The 15670-nt window shown below is 68.0% G+C and carries 17 protein-coding genes and 2 pseudogenes; 8 read left to right on the top strand and 11 right to left on the bottom strand.

Translation table 11 applies throughout. The annotated features are described in order from the left end of the window. Window positions 1–76 precede the first annotated feature (76 nt). Together hutI and hutH are read left to right on the top strand one after the other, a co-directional pair. A complete protein-coding gene (gene hutI, locus OVA11_RS07835; protein ID WP_268066913.1) occupies window positions 77–1282 on the top strand; it encodes an imidazolonepropionase in 1206 nt (401 codons plus the stop codon). Next, window positions 1267–2808 (top strand): histidine ammonia-lyase, encoded by a 1542-nt coding sequence (gene hutH / locus OVA11_RS07830; protein ID WP_268066912.1) that lies wholly within the window; start codon window positions 1267–1269, stop codon window positions 2806–2808. The genes hutI and hutH overlap by 16 nt, the downstream gene beginning before the upstream one ends. A gap of 41 nt (window positions 2809–2849) precedes the next feature. Here the strand turns inward: hutH and OVA11_RS07825 are convergent. Continuing rightward, a pseudogene (locus OVA11_RS07825) lies at window positions 2850–2930 on the bottom strand (hypothetical protein); the annotation flags it as partial. Between OVA11_RS07825 and hutG the strand changes: the two are divergent. Continuing rightward, window positions 2927–3748 carry an N-formylglutamate deformylase gene (gene hutG / locus OVA11_RS07820; RefSeq protein WP_268066911.1) on the top strand — a complete coding sequence of 274 codons (822 nt, stop codon included), beginning with the start codon at window positions 2927–2929 and terminating at the stop codon, window positions 3746–3748. The pseudogene OVA11_RS07825 and the gene hutG sit on opposite strands and share 4 nt — an antisense overlap. Here hutG and OVA11_RS07815 read toward each other — a convergent pair. Further along, window positions 3737–3827: pseudogene (locus OVA11_RS07815) on the bottom strand (hypothetical protein); the annotation flags it as partial. The gene hutG and the pseudogene OVA11_RS07815 sit on opposite strands and share 12 nt — an antisense overlap. 58 nt (window positions 3828–3885) lie before the next feature. On the opposite strand from OVA11_RS07815, the gene hutU reads away from it, so the two are divergent. Beyond that, window positions 3886–5550 (top strand): urocanate hydratase, encoded by a 1665-nt coding sequence (gene hutU / locus OVA11_RS07810; RefSeq protein ID WP_268066910.1) that lies wholly within the window; start codon window positions 3886–3888, stop codon window positions 5548–5550. Window positions 5551–5686: 136 nt separating this feature from the next. Beyond that, on the top strand, window positions 5687–5854 hold the full coding sequence (locus OVA11_RS07805) for a hypothetical protein (RefSeq protein WP_024265647.1): 168 nt from the start codon (window positions 5687–5689) through the stop codon (window positions 5852–5854). Between the two features lie 102 nt (window positions 5855–5956). Here the strand turns inward: OVA11_RS07805 and fliE are convergent, their stop codons facing one another. Genes fliE through flgB form a run of 3 tightly spaced genes read right to left on the bottom strand, consistent with a single transcriptional unit; the run spans window position 5957 to window position 7154 of the window. Continuing rightward, entirely contained in the window at window positions 5957–6268 is a 312-nt protein-coding gene (fliE, locus tag OVA11_RS07800; protein ID WP_010918839.1) for a flagellar hook-basal body complex protein FliE, read from the bottom strand. Between the two features lie 10 nt (window positions 6269–6278). Next, window positions 6279–6698, bottom strand: coding sequence for a flagellar basal body rod protein FlgC (flgC, locus tag OVA11_RS07795; RefSeq protein WP_268066909.1), 420 nt, complete (start codon window positions 6696–6698; stop codon window positions 6279–6281). A gap of 12 nt (window positions 6699–6710) precedes the next feature. Next, the gene (flgB, locus tag OVA11_RS07790; protein WP_012640104.1) at window positions 6711–7154 is read right to left on the bottom strand and encodes a flagellar basal body rod protein FlgB; all 444 of its coding nucleotides are present in this window, start codon (window positions 7152–7154) and stop codon (window positions 6711–6713) included. 114 nt (window positions 7155–7268) lie between these two features. On the opposite strand from flgB, the gene OVA11_RS07785 reads away from it, so the two are divergent. The 3 genes from OVA11_RS07785 to OVA11_RS07775 are packed head-to-tail and all read left to right on the top strand — an operon-like array spanning window position 7269 to window position 9321. Further along, the gene (locus tag OVA11_RS07785) at window positions 7269–7589 is read left to right on the top strand and encodes a FliO/MopB family protein (RefSeq protein ID WP_268066908.1); all 321 of its coding nucleotides are present in this window, start codon (window positions 7269–7271) and stop codon (window positions 7587–7589) included. Continuing rightward, the gene (fliP, locus tag OVA11_RS07780; protein ID WP_268066907.1) at window positions 7589–8389 is read left to right on the top strand and encodes a flagellar type III secretion system pore protein FliP; all 801 of its coding nucleotides are present in this window, start codon (window positions 7589–7591) and stop codon (window positions 8387–8389) included. Before OVA11_RS07785 ends, fliP begins: the two co-directional genes overlap by 1 nt. Window positions 8390–8409: 20 nt before the next feature. Then, window positions 8410–9321: a ribokinase gene (locus tag OVA11_RS07775; RefSeq protein ID WP_268066906.1), complete on the top strand. Its 912-nt coding sequence runs from the start codon at window positions 8410–8412 to the stop codon at window positions 9319–9321. Between the two features lie 92 nt (window positions 9322–9413). Here the strand turns inward: OVA11_RS07775 and OVA11_RS07770 are convergent, their stop codons facing one another. The 6 genes from OVA11_RS07770 to OVA11_RS07745 all read right to left on the bottom strand — a co-directional run bounded on the left by OVA11_RS07770 (window position 9414) and on the right by OVA11_RS07745 (window position 15546). Next, window positions 9414–9545, bottom strand: coding sequence for a hypothetical protein (locus OVA11_RS07770; RefSeq protein WP_268066905.1), 132 nt, complete (start codon window positions 9543–9545; stop codon window positions 9414–9416). Between the two features lie 786 nt (window positions 9546–10331). Next, entirely contained in the window at window positions 10332–10829 is a 498-nt protein-coding gene (gene mopJ / locus OVA11_RS07765) for a motility/cell cycle regulatory protein MopJ (RefSeq protein ID WP_024265646.1), read from the bottom strand. Between the two features lie 197 nt (window positions 10830–11026). Beyond that, window positions 11027–11446, bottom strand: a complete 420-nt coding sequence (locus OVA11_RS07760; RefSeq protein ID WP_268066904.1) for a MucR family transcriptional regulator — start codon at window positions 11444–11446, stop codon at window positions 11027–11029. A 228-nt stretch (window positions 11447–11674) separates the two neighbouring features. Then, complete coding sequence (locus tag OVA11_RS07755; RefSeq protein WP_268066903.1) at window positions 11675–12898, bottom strand: DUF2336 domain-containing protein; 1224 nt, start codon at window positions 12896–12898, stop codon at window positions 11675–11677. A 198-nt stretch (window positions 12899–13096) separates the two neighbouring features. After that, window positions 13097–13981, bottom strand: a complete 885-nt coding sequence (locus OVA11_RS07750; protein ID WP_268066902.1) for a crotonase/enoyl-CoA hydratase family protein — start codon at window positions 13979–13981, stop codon at window positions 13097–13099. A 230-nt stretch (window positions 13982–14211) separates the two neighbouring features. Then, window positions 14212–15546 (bottom strand): cytochrome P450, encoded by a 1335-nt coding sequence (locus OVA11_RS07745; RefSeq protein ID WP_268066901.1) that lies wholly within the window; start codon window positions 15544–15546, stop codon window positions 14212–14214. Window positions 15547–15670 lie beyond the last annotated feature (124 nt).

Genomic DNA, 15670 nt, shown 5'->3' with positions numbered 1-15670 from the left:
CCTCATCGTTCACAAATATGTCTATACATATTGAAGCGCGCCGCAAGGGCCGCGCGGTGCTGGCGGAGGCAGGCTCATGCGCTGTGATCGGTTGTGGATCAACGCCCGTCTCGCCACCCTGGCGCCAGGCCGCGAAGGGCTGGGCGTCGTCGAGGACGGCGTCATCGCCAGCCTGGACGGCCGCATCGCCTATGCCGGCCCCGCCGCCGACGCCCCGCCCCTCGAAGCCGCCGAGACGATCGATGTCGACGGCCGCTGGATCACGCCCGGCCTCATCGATCCGCACACCCACCTCGTCTTCGCCGGCGACCGCGCCCACGAGTTCGAGCTGCGCCTGGCGGGCGCCTCGTACGAAGAGATCGCCCGCGCCGGCGGCGGCATCGTCTCGACCATGCGCGCGACCCGCGCAGCGTCTGAAAGCCAGCTGACCCAAGCCGCCCTGCCGCGCCTCGACGCCCTGCTGGCCGAGGGCGTCACCACGATCGAGATCAAGTCCGGCTACGGCCTGTCGCTGGACAACGAGCTCAAGAGCCTGCGCGCCGCCCGCGCGCTCGCCGACATCCGCCGGGTGGCCGTCACCACGACCTTTCTCGGCGCCCACGCCCTGCCGCCCGAGTATCGCGACGACAAGGACGGCTATGTCGACCTCGTCTGCCAGACCATGATCCCCGCCGTCGCCGCGCGCGGCCTAGCCGACGCGGTGGACGGGTTCTGCGAGGGCATCGGCTTCTCGCCCGACCAGATCCGCCGGGTGTTCGACGCGGCCAAGGCCCACGGCCTGCCGGTCAAGCTGCACGCCGAGCAGCTGTCGAACCTCTCGGGCGCCGCCCTGGCCGCCGAATACAACGCCCTCTCGGCCGATCATCTGGAACACCTGGACGCGGACGGCGTCGCCGCCATGGCCGCCTCAGGCACGGTCGCGACCCTGCTGCCGGGCGCCTACTACTTCACCCGCGAGCACAAGGCGCCGCCGATCGCGGCCTTGCGCGCGGCGGGCGTGCCGATGGCCCTGGCCACCGACTGCAATCCCGGCACCTCGCCGCTGACCTCGCCGCTCTTGGTCATGAACATGGCCGCGACCCTGTTCCGCATGACCGTGGAAGAGTGCCTGGCCGGCGTCACGCGCGAGGCGGCGCGGGCGCTGGGCGTCTTGAACGATCGCGGCACGCTGGAGGCCGGCAAGGCCTGCGACCTCGCCATCTGGGACGTCGAGCGTCCCGCCGAACTTGTCTATCGCATGGGCTTCAATCCGCTCCATGCGCGCGTGTGGAGAGGCCTGTGACCCTGCTTGTTCTGAACCCCGGCGCGGTGTCGCTGGCCGCGTGGAAGGCGATCTATCGCGGCGCGTCGGCGCGTCTTGCAGAGAGCGCCTGGCCGGTGATCTCCGAGAGCGCCGCGGCCGTGCAGCGCATCCTGGCCAAGGGCGAGCCGGTCTACGGCATCAACACCGGCTTTGGGAAACTGGCCAGCGTTCGCATCGGCGACGCCGACCTTGAGACCCTGCAGCGCAACATCGTGCTGTCGCACGCGGCGGGCGTCGGCGAGCCCTCGCCGGTCCCGGTGATCCGCCTGATGATGGCCCTGAAGCTGGCGAGCCTGGCGCAGGGCGCCTCGGGCGTGCGCGTCGAGACGGTGCGGATGCTGGAGGAAATGCTGGTCGAGGGCCTGACGCCGGTGGTGCCCTGCCAAGGCTCGGTCGGCGCCTCGGGCGATCTGGCGCCGCTGTCGCACATGGCCGCGACCATGATCGGGGTCGGCGAGATCTTCGTCGGTGGTCAGCGCCTGCCGGCGGCGGAGGCCCTGGCGCAAGCGGGTCTCGCGCCCCTAACGCTGGGCCCCAAAGAGGGCCTGGCCCTGCTGAACGGCACCCAGTTCTCGACCGCCAACGCCCTGGCGGGCCTGTTCGAGGCCGAGCGCCTGTTCCAGTCGGCCCTGGTCACCGGCGCCCTGTCGACCGAGGCCGCCAAGGGCTCGGACACCCCGTTCGACCCGCGCATCCACGCCCTGCGCCGCCACGCCGGCCAGATCGAGACCGCCGCCGCGCTTCGCGCGCTGATGAGCGCGTCCGAGATCCGCGCCTCGCACCTGAAGGAGGACGAGCGCGTCCAGGACCCCTACTGCCTGCGCTGCCAGCCCCAGGTGATGGGCGCGGCGCTGGACGTGCTGCGCCAGGCCGCCACGACTCTGGAGACCGAGGCCAATGGCGTCTCGGACAATCCGCTGATCTTCCCGGAGGCGGACGAGGCCCTGTCCGGCGGCAATTTCCACGCCGAGCCGGTGGCCTTCGCCGCCGACATGATCGCCCTGGCGGTCTGCGAGATCGGCTCGATCGCCGAGCGGCGGATCGCCATGCTGGTCGACCCGGCGCTGTCGGGCCTGCCGGCCTTCCTGACGCCGAAGCCTGGGCTGAACTCCGGCTTCATGATCCCGCAGGTCACGGCTGCGGCCCTGGTGTCGGAGAACAAGCAGCGCGCCTATCCGGCCAGCGTCGACTCGATCCCGACCTCGGCCAACCAGGAAGACCACGTCTCGATGGCCGCCCACGGCGCGCGCCGCCTCCTGGCCATGGTCGAGAACGCCGACGCGGTGCTGGGCATCGAGCTTCTGGCCGCCGCGCAGGGCTGCGACTTCCACGCACCGTTGCGCTCCAGCGCCGCGCTGGAGGCGGTGCGGGCGCTGACGCGGAGCAAGGTTCCGCACCTTTCGGATGACCGCCACTTCCACCCGGACATGGAGGCGGCCAACGCGCTGGTGCGCTCGGGCGCAGTGATCGCGGCGGTGGGTGATCTGCCGGGGGTGACAGCGTGAGCCCTTCCCCCGGTGTCATCCCGGAAAGCCCGCAGGGCTTATCCGGGACCCAGGGGCAACCGCGCTGCGCCGGCCCCTGGGTCCCGGCTCTCCGCTTCGCTGCGGCCGGGATGACACGATGAGCTGGCTCCAAGTCACCCAGGGCCAAGCCCCCCTCATCATCTCCCTCCCCCACACCGGCACGGACATCCCGCCGGACATCGAGGCCCAACTCGTCTCACCCTGGCTGGCCCGCAAGGACGCCGACTGGTGGGTCGAGCAGCTGTACGCCTTCGCCGAGGGGATGGGCGCGACGCTCGTCCGCACAGCGATCTCGCGCACGGTCATCGACGTCAATCGCGACCCGTCCGGCGCCTCGCTCTATCCCGGCCAGGCAACGACGGAGCTTTGCCCCACCACCACCTTCGACGGCGAGCCGCTCTATCGCGACGGCCCGCCGGACACGGCCGAGATCGCCCACCGCCGCAAGACCTGGTTCGAGCCCTATCACGCCGCCCTGCGCGCCGAGATCCAGCGCCTTCGCACGGTGCATCCCACCGTGGTGCTGTACGAGGCTCACTCGATCCGCTCGCGGGTTCCGCGCCTGTTTGACGGCGAGCTCCCGCAGTTCAACCTCGGCACCAACAGCGGCCAAAGCTGCGCCGACGCCCTGACCGTCGCCGTCGAGGCCGCGTGTGACGCCTCGGGTCTGAGCCGCGTCACCAACGGCCGCTTCAAGGGCGGCTGGACCACGCGTCACTACGGCCAACCCGCGACCGGCGTCCATGCGATCCAGATGGAGCTGGCCTGCCGGGGTTACATGGACGACCCCGCCGAACCGCCCACGCCCGACACCTGGCCCACGCCCTTCGACGCCGCCCGCGCCGAGCCGCTGCGCGCGGTGCTGGAGGCGGTGCTGCGGGCGTGTGTCGACTTCGCCAGTTCCTCTCCTCCCTCGTGAAACGGGGGAGGTGGCGCGGCGCGGATACGCGCCGTGACGGAGGGGGCGTCTCCGCCGCAAGCGCCCCCTCCACCGCTTCGCGGTCCCCCTCCCCGCACGCGGGGGAGGAAGCTGATACCGAAAGGCACGCACACGACATGACCCGCCGCGACACCACCCGCGTCATCCGCCCCGCCACGGGCCCCGAACGCACCGCCAAGTCCTGGCTGACCGAAGCCGCCCTGCGGATGCTGATGAACAACCTGCACCCCGACGTCGCCGAGCGTCCGGAGGAGCTGGTCGTCTATGGCGGCATCGGTCGCGCCGCCCGCGACTGGGAAAGCTATGACAAGATCGTCGAGACCCTGCGCCGGCTCGAGGATGATGAGACGCTCTTGGTGCAGTCAGGCAAGCCGGTCGGCGTGTTCCGCACCCACGCCGACGCCCCGCGCGTGCTGATCGCCAACTCCAACCTGGTGCCGCGCTGGGCCAGCTGGGAGCACTTCAACGAGCTCGATCGCAAGGGCCTGGCCATGTACGGCCAGATGACCGCCGGCTCGTGGATCTATATCGGCGCCCAGGGCATCGTGCAGGGCACCTATGAGACCTTTGTCGAGATGGGCCGCCAGCACTATGGCGGCAACCTCTCGGGCAAGTGGCTGCTGACAGCGGGCCTGGGCGGCATGGGCGGCGCCCAGCCGCTGGCGGCGGTGATGGCCGGGGCCTCTTGCCTGGCCATCGAGTGCCAGCACTCGTCCATCGAGATGCGCCTGCGCACCGGCTATCTGGACCGCTCGACAGACAGCGTCGACGAGGCCCTGGCCTGGATCGAAGAGTCCTGCGCGGCCAAGACGCCGATCTCGGTGGGCCTGCTGGGCAACGCCGCCGAGCTGTTGCCGGAGCTGTTCCAGCGCGGCGTGCGGCCCGACCTGCTGACCGACCAGACCAGCGCCCACGACCCGGTCAACGGCTACCTGCCTGCCGGCTGGAGCCTGGAGCGCTGGCATGCGATGCGCGACCAGGACCCGCCGCAGGTGGCCGAGGCGGCCAAGGCCTCGATGGCCTTGCACGTCAAAGCCATGCTCGATTTCCAGGCCGCCGGTGTTCCCACCGTCGACTACGGCAACAACATCCGCCAGATGGCGCTGGAGGAAGGCGTGACCAACGCCTTCGATTTCCCCGGTTTTGTGCCCGCCTATATCCGCCCTCTGTTCTGCCGTGGGATCGGGCCGTTCCGCTGGGCGGCGCTGTCGGGTGATCCCGAAGACATCGCCAAGACCGACGCCAAGGTCAAAGAGCTGATCCCGGACAACCCGCACCTGCACAACTGGCTCGACATGGCCGGTAAGAAGATCAAGTTCCAGGGCCTGCCGGCGCGCATCTGCTGGGTGGGTCTGGGTGACCGCCACCGCCTCGGCCTGGCCTTCAATGAGATGGTCACCAAGGGGGAGCTGAAGGCCCCGATCGTGATCGGCCGCGATCACCTCGACTCCGGCTCGGTCGCCTCGCCCAACCGCGAAACCGAGGCCATGCGCGACGGGTCGGACGCGGTGTCGGACTGGCCGCTCCTGAACGCCCTGCTCAACACCGCCTCGGGCGCCACCTGGGTGTCGCTGCATCACGGCGGCGGGGTCGGCATGGGCTTCTCGCAGCACGCGGGCATGGTCATCGTCTGCGACGGCACCGAGGCGGCCGCCAAGCGCGTGGCGCGCGTGTTGTGGAACGATCCAGCGACCGGCGTCATGCGCCACGCCGACGCGGGCTACGACATCGCGCTGACATGCGCGCGGGAGAAGGGTCTGGACCTGCCGGGCATTCTCTAAAGGCCCGACGCTCAACCAAACACGCCTTGGCGCGTTTCAGCCTCGTTAGGGTGCGACAAGGCGGCGCGCGACAGGTCGTCCCGTTCGCAAGGGCCGAGTCACTCTCGACCATGGGGGCATGGTTAAGGAGCGTTTCATGACCGTCGCCTCGCAGACCCGTTCGTTCGATCCCCGGCCGCAACGCGCCCGTCGCCGCGAGCCTCGCCAATGGCCGCTGGGCGTGGCGGTGCTGGTGGCGTCGGTGCTGAACGCCGTGGTCTGGGGCGGCCTCTTCGCCGTGGCGAAGGTCTTCCTGAGTTTGTGAGCGTAAGCGTTTCGTACTTCTCCCCCGAAAACGACTTGGGCCGCGTCTCGCAAGGACGCGGCCCTTTTTCTGGGAGAAATCACAAGATGGGCACCGACGCCGTCAGATCGGCATCCGCATGATTTCCTGATAGGCCGAGATGACCTGGTCGCGGATCGACATCACCGTCTCCAGGCTGGCTTCGGCCGAGCTGATAGCGGTGACCACGTCGACCAGTTCAGCCTTGCCGGCCACCTGGGCGGCGATCTTGTGCTCGGCGACCTTGGAGGCCTTGGTCGCCCCGTCCATGGCCGACTTCAACAGGTCGCCGAAGTCGACGCCCTTGTCCTGGGAGCCACCGATGGACCCGATGGAGCCGACCGACATGGCGCCGGAATTGGCATAGGCCTTGGCGGCGGCGAGCGCGGTGATCATGGCCTAGCCCCTACTTCTTGAGGATGTCGAGCGTGCGCGACTGCATGGAGCGCGCGGTCTCGATGACATTGAGGTTGGCTTCGTAGGCGCGCTGCGCCTCCTTCATGTCCAGCGCCTCGACCATGGTGTTGACGTTGGGCAGCTTGACGTAGCCCTTGGCGTCGGCGGCCGGGTTGCCGGGATCGTACTCGGTCTTGAAGTCGCTCTGGTCGGGATCGACGCGCAGCATCTGCACGCCCTCGCCGCCCTGGACCGTGGTCGGCTTGAACACCGGCACCTGACGGCGATAGGGGTCGCCGCCCGCCGTGCGCGCGGTGGAGTTGGCGTTGGCGATGTTCTCGGCGATGACCCGCATGCGCCCTTGCTGGGCGCGCAGGGCCGACGAGGCCACAGCCATGGTCGCGAGGGATTGGGACTTGATCTCGGGCATCGCCTAAAGTCCTCAGCCGGAAGGTTTGCGAGCGGCCATGCGGAGCATGGTCATGGATTTCTGGTAGAAGCTGATCGCCGCGTCGTAGTTCATCCGCGCGTCGGTCATCTTGAGCATCTGGTCCTCGAGCGAGACCGCGTTGCCGTCCAGCGTCGTCTCCGAGTCGGCGCCCGCCGTCGCCCGCCACGCGCTGGGGGCGTTGGGCCGGCCCATATGCGAGGTGGTGGTGGCGATCATGGTGACGCCCGAGGTCGGCGCAGCCCGTCCGCCGCGATAGACCGGCCCCGCCGCGTTGTTCATCAGCGAGGCCTGGAAGCTGAACGGCTTCAGGTCGCTGGGCCGATAGCCGGGGGTGTCGGAGTTGGCCACGTTCTGGGCGACAAGCTTCTGGCGCTCGGTCAGATAACCGAGGCGGCTCTTGAGCATGCCGAAAAGAGGGATATCGTCCGGACCCATGCGAACATGGTGAAGAAACAGGGTTAATCCGGCATTAAGAAGCCTCAGGCACACAAGGATCCGTAGGGGCGTTTCCCTGCGCCAAGTTGTCTCGCCGAGAGCGGCCCCGAGCCCATGGACGTCATTGAATTCATCCGCGCCCTAGCGGCCCTGGCCTTCACCCTGGGCCTGATCGGCCTGGCGGCCTGGGCGCTGCGCAAGTACGGGCCCGACTCCATCGGCCGGGCCATCGCCGCGCGCCAGGACCGTCGCCTGAGGGTGGTCGAGAGCCTGGCCCTGGACCCGACCCGGCGACTGGTCGTCGTCAGCCTGGACGGTGAGGAACGCCTGGTGCTGCTGGGCGAAGGCCAGTTGCTGAACTGGACGCCCAAGGGCCCGCCCCCGGCGTCCGCCCTCTCCCCATCCCCCGTCGCCGAACCGGAGCCCGTGGCCTGATGATCCGCGACCTCTTCAAATCCGTGATCGGCGCCAAGGCGGAAGACCTGCGCCGCGCCGCGGTCATCTCGGTGCTGGCGGCCCTCGCCTGCGCCATCATGCCGGCGGCGGCCATGGCCCAGTCGGCCGTGAACATCAATCTGGGCACGGGTGCTGGCCTGACCGAACGCGTCGTCCAGCTGGTGGGCCTGATGACGGTGCTGTCCCTGGCCCCGTCGATCGTGATCATGACCACCTCGTTCGTCCGGATCGTGGTGGTTCTGGGCCTGCTCCGCACCGCCATCGGCGTGCAGCAAAGTCCGCCCAACCCCGTGATCATCAGCCTGGCGCTGTTCCTGACGGCCATCGTCATGGGCCCGACCTTCGAGCGCTCCTACGACGCGGGGATCAAGCCGCTGCTGGATCAGCAGATGGAGCTGCCCGAGGCGTTCGAGGCCGCCGGCGGACCGGTCAAGCAGTTCATGCTCAGCCAGGTGGACCGCGACGACCTGGCGCTGTTTGTGCGCCTGTCGAAGATCCCGCAGCCGAGAACGGCCGAGGAGACCCCGCTCAAGGTCGTCACGCCCGCCTTCATGATCTCGGAACTGAAGCGCGCCTTCGAGATCGGCTTCCTGTTGTTCATCCCGTTCCTGGTCATCGATCTTGTCGTGGCCAGCGTGCTGATGAGCATGGGTATGATGATGCTGCCGCCGGCCTCGATCAGTCTTCCGTTCAAGCTGATCTTCTTCGTGCTAGTGGACGGCTGGAGACTCGTGGCCGGCAGTCTTGTCGAGAGCTTCCAGCGCGGCGCCGCCGGATAAACCTTTAGAAGACCCGGATCATGACTGTTTTCGTTCTCGGCTCGATCAATCTGGACGCTGTGGCGCGGGTCGATGACCTGCCCCGCCCGGGCGAGACCGTCGCGGGCCTTTCGCTGGAACTGTTCCTGGGCGGCAAGGGCGCGAACCAGGCCGTAGCGGCCGCCCGCATGGGCGTGGCCACCCGGCTGATGGGCGCCGTCGGCGGCGACGACAGCGGCGCCAGCCTGAAAGCCAAGCTGGCCGGCTATGGCGTGCAGGTCGGCGACGTGGTCGAACTGCCGGGCGTGCCCACAGGCCAGGCCCATGTCTGGGTCGCCAACAGCGCCGAGAACATGATCGTGGTGACCGCCGGCGCCAACGCCATGGTCACGCCCCAGCAGGTGGCCGCCACGCCGATCGAGGGCCAGCGGGTGCTGCTCTGCCAGCTGGAGACACCGGCCACGGCGATCGAGACGCTGTTCCGCGCCGGCGCGGCCAAGGGCGCCCTGCGGATCCTGAACGCCGCCCCGGCCCTGCCCCAGGGCGCGGCGCTGTTCCCGCTGACCGACATCCTGATCGTCAACCAGACCGAACTGGCCACCTACGCCAAGCTCGACCGCGAGCCCGTCAAGCTGGAAGAGGTCTCGGTCGCCGCGCGCAAGCTGATGAGCCGCCCCGACCAGACGATCATCGTCACGCTGGGCGCGGCGGGCGCGGCCGTGGTGCGGCGCGACGAGGCCTTCCTGGTCGAGGGCAAGAAGGTCAAGGCGGTGGACACCGTCGGGGCCGGCGACTGCTTCTGCGGCGCCCTGGCCGCGACCCTGGCCGCCGGCATGGACCTGGCCGAGGCGGTTGAAACGGCCAACGCGGCGGCCGCCCTGTCGGTGCAGAAAGCCGGCGCCGCACCGTCGATGCCGAACCGCCGCGAGGTCGAGGCGTTTCTGGAGGCGTGAGGGCAACGTCACGTGGAGCCTAGCCGATAGCCTGCTGTTGGTTCGACCGGGCCGCCGATGCTCGCCGGGGAGGCCAGGATTCTGGAGGCAGGCTACGACCCGTTGCGGACATAAACCCCTCTTCCAAAGGGAGAGGGAGGGGCCCGCCGCGAAGCGGTGGGAGGGAGAGGGGTTACGAGGTTTGACGGCGTGCCGGCGCTCCGTCGAACGCCGTACCCCCTCACCCCGACCCTCTCCCCATGGGAGAGGGCACTTTGTCGGCCCTTCCACCCTGGTCGGACGTTGGCATCCGCCCTACTCGGCACTTATGCTCCGGCCATGCCCGCAGCAAAGCCGCCACTCCAACCAGTCGCTCCCTCGCCACTATTGGATGCCGAGGCAGCATTCATCAAAGCGACGGTCGAGCGTATCTTCGGCGCTGACGCGGTCGTGCGTAACTTCGGTTCAGACCCTACCCGGCTCGACCTGCATGTCGAAACGAACACGACAACCCGACTGGAGCTGGACGAGTGCAAAGGTCACCTGTGGTGTCGAATTGAGAGACCTATCGCGCTCATCGCAACGAAGCGCGGCGCCCGCCCACATGGGACCGCGAAGATCGCTTACCGCCAAGGCATCATACTCTGACAGTCGAATAGGCTGAGAACGGCTGCTTACGACCCACACTTGCCCCCTCCGCGCCTTCGGCGCTCCTCCCCCGGAGGGGGAAGAAGAGATCGCACCTTCTGCCCCCTATGGGGGCGGACGACCATGCGAAGCATGGTCCGGTGGGGGCCTGCGGCCTGTCCGCATTCCACCCATTCCAGAACTACATCTGGTCGTCATCCCGCGCTTTATGCGCGGGACCCATTTGTCCGCCGCAGGTGCGGAGCCGAATAGCAATCTCACGTAAAAGCTGAACCATGGGTCCCGCGCATGAAGCGCGGGATGACGGGGCTTGGGGAAACTCCGCTCCCCCATCAGCGACTCTCGCCCCACCCGCACCGCGAGCCGCGAGACCAAGCGCGCCCTCAGGCCGCGCGGATGCCCGAGCCGCTCTCGGCGGCCGCGCCGACCACGGCGTCGTAGCCGAGGATCATGTCGACGTCCTTGCCGTTGCTGGCCAGCGGCAGGCGCAGCCACAGGATCGACATGTGCGGCGCGCCGCGCCAGGCCAGGCTGTGGACGCCGACGCCGGGACGACGCTCGTCCACGACCTTGTCCAGTTCCTTGCGCCAGTAGTCGACGGCCGCGGCGTTGTAGACGTCACCGATCAGGCGGCCGGTGATCTCACGGCCATAGACGCCGTAGAGCCCGGTGCCCGCCAGGCGCAGGCGATAGTCGCGCGGCGCGCCGCCGACCACGTCGATCAGGCTGACGGTCGGCAGCAGCCGCTTCATGCTCGCAGGATGCAGGTCGACGCGCGCGGGGAGGCTCGCCCCCCGACGGAGGGACGCCCAGTAGGCGAACATCTCCTGGTGAGCGCGGGCCGCCGTGGCGGATGCGCTCAATTGCGCGGACATCTTCAGAGTCCTTAACAAGCTATTGGAATCACTTCGATTCACTATCGCTTAAGGAACGAATCGGCGGCAAGCGAAAAACATGTCGCGCGACAAGATTCCCGGGATGAGTCAACTATCAACGACAACGCCCGCCGTCCGGGTTCGGACGACGGGCGCTGATCCTGGCGGAGGCCGCGAACGGCCAAGCTTTTGTTCCGACTCGGCTATTTCGCCTTGCGCGCAGGTTTGCGGCCGCCTTGGCCGAGACCCATCTGCTTGGCGAGGTTCGAGCGCGCCTCGGCGTAGTTGGGCGCCACCATTGGGTAATCCTTGGGCAGGCCCCACTTGGCGCGGTAGTCCTCGGGCGTCATGTCGTACTTGGTGCGCAGGTGGCGCTTGAGCGATTTGAACTTCCGACCGTCTTCCAGGCAGATCAGATAGTCGGGCGTGATCGACTTCTTGACCGGAACCGCAGGCTCCTTCGGCGTGGGGGCCGGCTCGGCGGCCGGGGCGCCGACATTGGCGAGCGCGGCGTGAACCTGCTTGATCAAGGCCGGCAGGTCGGCGGTCGAAACCACGTTGTTGCCGACATAGGCCGAAACGATGCCCGCCGTCATCTCGATCAGGTCCGATTGATCTTCCATATGCCTCGCCCGTCGCCAAAACTTTTTGCTGGTGCGGCTGATTCCTAGATCAGTCGAGGGGTGCATACCCATATTGACCACAACGAGCAATACGGACCTCCTCAAGAGATCATTTGTAATACTCCAATGTTCGAGAAGGCTCTCGGTTACTGGAAATGGCTAGAAATGCGTGCTTGATATCCTGAGTATCGATATGGGCCGCGATCTGATACCGCCGATATCCAGACATTAGCGTCCAAAGTCGCGCGAGAGCGCCAGCATGGCGGCGCGCTGCGGGGCCGAGTATTCGTCAACGGCGGCCTCGTCCCCGTCGCGGATCGCCTTCAGGAGGGCCGGCGTCAGGGCCGAGGTCAGCGACCAGTTCCAATAGCGCAGCACCGTCTGGGCGCGGTCGACGGCGATGGCGTCATAGACCGTCAGCACACGCTCGAGGTTCGGGTCGGTGGCGCCGGTGCGATCGACCTCCTGGCGGCGCAGGCCGCGCCAGAGCTGGCGCACGCAGCCGCGGGGCAAACCGGTCGCCTTGCACAGGATGGCCAGGGGCTCGCCGCCCGGATCGGTGAAGATCTTGGCGCCGGTCATCGGCTTCAGGCCCGACAGGTAGGAGATCTCCTCGGCGATCTCGCGGGTGAAGCCGCCCTCCCCCGCGGCGACGGCCTCATCGAGGCTGTTGAACGGGCTCTTGGCGATGGCGGCGCGGTTGCGCTGGCGGCGCTCGATGAACTGCAGGGCCTTGCGCGACAGCGGATCCTGCCAGCCCTCGGCCGAGGCCAGGGCGAAGACGTCCCCCACCGCGTCCTGGAGAATTTCGCGCGACACCGCAAAGCGCTGGAGAATGACCCGCCGCGCCTCGGAATCCGCCCACCAGAACATCACATAGGCATGGCTGGGCCGCAGCTCGGCGCGGCGCAGCAGCAGCGGGATCAGGTGCTGGGCGTCGCGCGTGGCGGCCACGATGTTCTCGACGCCCTGATGGCTGAGCTTGACCAGCTCGTTGCGTAGCAGGGTCTCAATGACGGCAGGCTCGCCCATGTCGATCAGGGCGTCGGCGACCACCTCGCTGACGCCGCGACGCTGGGCGATCAGGCGGCGGTGTTCGGTCGTGGCCTGATAGAGGCAGCTGATCAGGTCAGCGTCCGACAGCTTCTCGGAATCGACCAGCAGGGCGCGCGCCACCGGCAGCTCGTCGCGCAGCAGCAGGCGCACCAGCACCCCCGGCATTTCATTGAGCATGGCAAGACGACGGGCCACCTTCTCGCGTTCGCCGACATTGGCGTCACGCAGCATCTCGACCAGCAGGTCGGCCGTCATCGAGCGCTCGAAGGCGTTGATCCGGCTGCTGGGCAGGCAGACCACGTCGGCCAGTCGCTTGAGCAGGGTCGAGCGCGAACGCGGCGCGGCCCTGGGGGCCTCGGGCTCTTCGAACGCGGGGGTCAGCGCGGCTTCGCTCATGGGCCTGAACAGACCAGAGCGTGATTAACGGGCGGTGAGCGGCGGCGCGGCAAATGCGCCTGCGCCCCCTCCGTCTCGCCGCCTATCGGCGTCGAGCCACCTCCCCCGCATGCGAGGGAGGATGAAAGTCCTCCTCACCCGTGAAACGGGGGAGGTGTCGTGGCGCGAAGCGACGCGACGGAGGGGGCGCTCAAAGCCCTACCGGAACTCCGGCTGCTCCCATTCCGGCCAGATGTCGGGCACGTCGCTCGAGACCTTGTTCGGATAGACCGGCGCGCGCTTTTCGAGGAACGAGGTGACGCCCTCCTTGGCGTCCCCGGACGAGCCGCGCGACTGGATGGCGCGGCTGTCGGCCTTATGCGCTTCCATCGGATGGTCGGCGCCGGCCATGCGCCACAAGAGCTGGCGGGTCAGCGCCACGGAAACGGGCGCGGTGTTGTCGGCGATCTCGCGGGCCAGGGCGCGGGCGGCGGGCAGCAGGTCGTCGGGCGCGTGCAGCGAGCGCACCAGCCCCTTCTCCAGCGCCTCGGACGCCGGGAACACGCGGCCGGTGTAGCACCACTCCAGCGCCGTCTGCAGACCCACCAGACGCGGCAGGAACCAGCTGGAGGCGGCCTCGGGATTGATCCCCCGGCGGGCGAACACGAAGCCGAACTTGGCCTCGGTCGAGGCCATGCGAATGTCCATCGGCAGCTGCATGGTGACACCCACGCCGACGGCCGCGCCGTTGATCGCGCCGATGATCGGCTTGAGGCTGTCGTACATGCGCAAGGTCACGCGGCCGCCGCCGTCGCGATAGATGTCGCCGACCTTGCCCTCCTCACGCTCCAGCGCCTGGGGGCTGGTGCGATCGAAGGTGGCGCCGCCGCCGCCGAGGTCCGCGCCGGCGCAGAACGCCCTCCCCGCACCGGTGATGATCACCACCTTCACCGCGTCGTCGGCGTCGGTGACGTCGAACACCTCGATCAGGTCCTTCATCATCCGGGCGGTGAAGGCGTTCATGCGGTCGGGGCGATTGAGGGTGATCGTCGCGATCCCGTCCTCGACGTCGTACAGCAGGGTCTCGAAGGTCGGTGTCGACATGGCGTTCTCCTCGGCCTGATTTTAAACGATCGTATGACCCGAAGACGCCGAAGAACAAGACCCGGTCGCGGGCCGCCTGGGCGCTCTGCCGTTTTGGGTTTGCTGCGACCGCGCGTCGCGGCGCGCGAGGGGGGTGATCTGAGCCATTCTAACGGCGTCCGGAACCCCCCATATCCGGACGCCCTACAGCGCCGGCGCGCGAGACGTAATCCTCGCCGCCGGCGCGCCCTTTATCCCCGCTTCACACCCAGCTTGCTGATCGCGTGCACGAAGTTGTTCGGCGCGATCTCGATGTTTCCGGTCCAGTTCAGATCGGGGAACCGGGCCAGGATCTGGCGATAGGCCTCCTCCAGCTGGATCTGGGCGACGCGCTTGCCGATGCAGGTGTGCGGGCCATAGCCGAACGCGATGTGCTTGCCGGCGTTGGCGCGGGTGACGTCCAGTTGGTCGGGGTTCTCGAACATGGCCGGATCGCGGTTGGCCGCGCCGTAATACATGATCGCCTTTTCGCCCTCGCGGATCAGTTGGCCGTTGACCTCGACGTCGCGAGTGGCCGTGCGGCGCATATAGACGACCGGGCTGACCATGCGGATGAACTCATCGACCGCCCCGCCCAGCAGCGACGGATCGGCGATCAGCTTCTGCTTCTGGTCGGGGAACTCGGTCAGCAACCGCATGGCGCCCGACAGGGTGTTGCGGGTGGTGTCATTGCCCGCGAACACGATCAGCAGCCACGAGCCGTCGAGATACTCGTCGGGCAGCACCGCGCCATCGAGCTGGGCTCGGGCGATCGCCGTCATCAGGTCTTCCTTCGGGTCCTCCCGACGCTTGTGCAGCATCGTGCGGCCGTACTCGAACATCTCCTCGACGTTGTTGTTGAAGTCCATGACGAACTGCATGAGCTCCAGGGTCGGCTGCATCGGCGCATTGGCCTGCTTGACCGCCAGGTCCTGGGCGCGCTCCAGATAGTGCATCCAGGTCAGGAACTTGGGCCGGTCTTCCGGCGGCACGCCCAGGATCTCGCACAGGGTGAACAGCGGCAGCACGCTGGAGAAGTGCTCGACCATGTCGATCTCGGCGCCGTTCGCCAGCAGCGGCTCCATCGCGTCTAGCAGGCGCGTCACCTCGCCCCTCACCCGCTCGGTCAGGCCGCGCAGATAGGACGGCGTGAAGTACGGCATGTGCTCGCGACGCAGCTGCAGGTGATGCGGCGCATCCATGTTGATCATGGTGTCCATCGAGGCGCGGAACAGCAGCGCGTGGCGCTTCTCGGGCGCGCCCATCGACATCAGGATGCCGCCCCGCTGGGACGAGAAGGTCTCCGGATCGCCATTGACCCGGTGGACGTCCTCATAGCGCGTCAGGGCCCAGAAGCCCGGCCCGCCCATCGGCTCAGGATGCCACATCACCGGCGCCTCCTGCCGCATCCGCGCGAAGTCGGCCCAGGGCTGACCCTTGGTGAAACGGAAGATGTCGGCGAGATCGACGTCCTTGAGTGTCGGATAGGTCGGCGGCGCGCCGGGCCCCGCCTTGCCGTCCACCACCGTCTGACTGATCAGGTCCATTTAACGCCTCACTGGAATGGGTTGCCGTTAACGTCACCATACCCAAGATCGACGTTCGACCAACGGCGCCGCGACGGCAACTTGCGCAATGGCCGGACCTGGGCGCATCCTCTCAACTAAACGC

Source organism: Caulobacter sp. SL161, from assembly GCF_026672375.1.
Taxonomy (GTDB): domain Bacteria; phylum Pseudomonadota; class Alphaproteobacteria; order Caulobacterales; family Caulobacteraceae; genus Caulobacter.
This window is presented reverse-complemented; position numbering and strand designations above follow the sequence as displayed.

What these genes read in the sequence shown, in the direction of transcription:
- OVA11_RS07760 (WP_268066904.1), bottom strand. Translation starts at nt 11,446, where the DNA reads ATGGAAGATCAATCGGACCTGATCGAGATGACGGCGGGCATCGTTTCG.
- OVA11_RS07745 (WP_268066901.1), bottom strand. Translation starts at nt 15,546, where the DNA reads ATGGACCTGATCAGTCAGACGGTGGTGGACGGCAAGGCGGGGCCCGGC.
- OVA11_RS07785 (WP_268066908.1), top strand. Translation starts at nt 7,269, where the DNA reads ATGGACGTCATTGAATTCATCCGCGCCCTAGCGGCCCTGGCCTTCACC.
- OVA11_RS07805 (WP_024265647.1), top strand. Translation starts at nt 5,687, where the DNA reads ATGACCGTCGCCTCGCAGACCCGTTCGTTCGATCCCCGGCCGCAACGC.
- OVA11_RS07755 (WP_268066903.1), bottom strand. Translation starts at nt 12,898, where the DNA reads ATGAGCGAAGCCGCGCTGACCCCCGCGTTCGAAGAGCCCGAGGCCCCC.
- OVA11_RS07775 (WP_268066906.1), top strand. Translation starts at nt 8,410, where the DNA reads ATGACTGTTTTCGTTCTCGGCTCGATCAATCTGGACGCTGTGGCGCGG.
- hutI (WP_268066913.1), top strand. Translation starts at nt 77, where the DNA reads ATGCGCTGTGATCGGTTGTGGATCAACGCCCGTCTCGCCACCCTGGCG.
- flgC (WP_268066909.1), bottom strand. Translation starts at nt 6,698, where the DNA reads ATGCCCGAGATCAAGTCCCAATCCCTCGCGACCATGGCTGTGGCCTCG.
- fliE (WP_010918839.1), bottom strand. Translation starts at nt 6,268, where the DNA reads ATGATCACCGCGCTCGCCGCCGCCAAGGCCTATGCCAATTCCGGCGCC.
- hutU (WP_268066910.1), top strand. Translation starts at nt 3,886, where the DNA reads ATGACCCGCCGCGACACCACCCGCGTCATCCGCCCCGCCACGGGCCCC.
- OVA11_RS07750 (WP_268066902.1), bottom strand. Translation starts at nt 13,981, where the DNA reads ATGTCGACACCGACCTTCGAGACCCTGCTGTACGACGTCGAGGACGGG.
- hutG (WP_268066911.1), top strand. Translation starts at nt 2,927, where the DNA reads ATGAGCTGGCTCCAAGTCACCCAGGGCCAAGCCCCCCTCATCATCTCC.
- flgB (WP_012640104.1), bottom strand. Translation starts at nt 7,154, where the DNA reads ATGGGTCCGGACGATATCCCTCTTTTCGGCATGCTCAAGAGCCGCCTC.
- fliP (WP_268066907.1), top strand. Translation starts at nt 7,589, where the DNA reads ATGATCCGCGACCTCTTCAAATCCGTGATCGGCGCCAAGGCGGAAGAC.